The organism is Butyricicoccus sp. OF27-2pH9A, from assembly GCF_027693185.1.
GTDB classification, from domain to species: domain Bacteria; phylum Bacillota; class Clostridia; order Oscillospirales; family Butyricicoccaceae; genus Agathobaculum; species Agathobaculum butyriciproducens.
Genome location: NZ_JAQEXK010000018.1, coordinates 48,534 through 50,094 on the forward strand (window position 1 = coordinate 48,534; position 1,561 = coordinate 50,094).

Genomic DNA, 1,561 nt, shown 5'->3' on the forward strand with positions numbered 1-1,561 from the left:
CCGAACACCGCAGGATCGGTGCGCAGCAGTGTGAGCAGAGGTCTTACCAGCAGCAGACTGATGATCGTCACCGCAATGCCGAACCAGCACGACAGCTTAACGATCATAGCCAGTACACGACGCAGCCGGTCGTATGCGCCCGCACCGAACTCCTGTGCCGCGAGAATCGCAAAGCCCTGCGTAAAGCCCTGCAGTCCCCATAAAACCAGCCAGTTGATCCAATCCGCCGCACCGATGGACGCCAGAGCCTGCATGCCGACACCACGTCCGATAATAATCGTATCTACAATGGTATACAACTGCTGAAATACACTTCCCAGCATCAGCGGCAGGGAAAACAGCGGAATCAGTCGTATCGGACGGCCATGTGTCATATCGGTAACACGAGCCATACCGCACCTCCCTTGCGAAAAATCAGCAAAACCCAAAGCACAGAAAGAGACGAAACTGCACTTCGGGTTTCGAGGCGGTGATACCGCCGCTGATATGATCAGAAATCAGATAAAGTCACCGCACAGGCTGAGCGCTGCCTCATCTGCGATAACGATCGCATCATGATGCAGCTGCAGGATCGATCCGGGCACTTTGGGCGTCACCGGACCGAAACAGGATTCTCAAACAGCAAGAGTGTCCAAATGAAAGATATAGTGGTAAAATAGAGCTATGAAAAAGATGACAGTAGAGGCATGGAAGAAATGCCCGGTATGTGGAAAAACTGAAAATCAGGTACGAGCAGGATATAATGGGTCAGGAAGTCAACGCTGCAAATGTAAGGAGTGCGGCAAATACTACACAATAAACCCTAAACAGCACACGTATCCGGAAGAAACCCGAAAACTGGCACTAAAGATGTACTATGGCGGGATCAGCGGACGAAGTGTTGGAAAGATTCTGCACATGAACAAATCCAATGTGATGAATTGGATAAAAAAAGCCAGCTGCAAGGAGAATTCAGCGCCCAAACAGACACCAAAGATCGTGGAAATGGATGAACTGTATTGGTTTTTGAAGTACAAACCGAGAACAAAAACGCGGGAAAATAGGGACTATCCCGAATTCTGTGTAACCGCCAAAATGCGGTGTAAAATAGAACTTATATTTCAAGGCGGGAGCGGCGTTGGCTGCGCCCGCCTTGTCTACAACATAACGCCAACCAAGGTGGAAGTCAAGGGGCACCCTCGTCCATTGGAGCCTCGGCGGCGGCGTAGCGCCCCTTGCCCTTCGAGCCGGATTGTTAATCAGGCATCCGATCCTCAAAATAGATTGCCAGCTGGGCGTGAATCATGCTCCAGTCCTGCCGGCGGCCGGTCCACTTTTTCGTGATGTCGATTATCGACAGATACAGCATTTTGAAAAGGCTGTCATCGGTCGGAAACACGGATTTCGACTTGGTTACCTTCCTGAGCTGACGGTTGAAGCCTTCGATAGTGTTGGTCGTATAGATCAGCCGTCGGAGTGCCTGAGGAAACTTGAAATAGGTACTGAGATTTGCCCAGTTATCCCTCCACGACTGAGAAATCTTAGGATATTTCTTGTCCCAGTGTTCTGCGAACGTGTCTAA

Annotated in this window: 2 protein-coding genes and 1 pseudogene; all 3 read right to left on the minus strand. The window is 50.4% G+C overall.

The features are described 5' to 3' along the window. Positions 1–392 (minus strand): MATE family efflux transporter (locus tag PG722_RS12105; RefSeq protein WP_270580687.1); only part of this gene is annotated, 392 nt, incomplete at its 3' end. Positions 393–497: 105 nt separating this feature from the next. Continuing rightward, positions 498–614: pseudogene (locus tag PG722_RS12110) on the minus strand (glucosamine-6-phosphate deaminase); the annotation flags it as partial. 620 nt (positions 615–1,234) lie between these two features. Beyond that, positions 1,235–1,561: transposase (locus tag PG722_RS12115; RefSeq protein WP_270580688.1), on the minus strand; the 327-nt coding region annotated here is incomplete at its 5' end.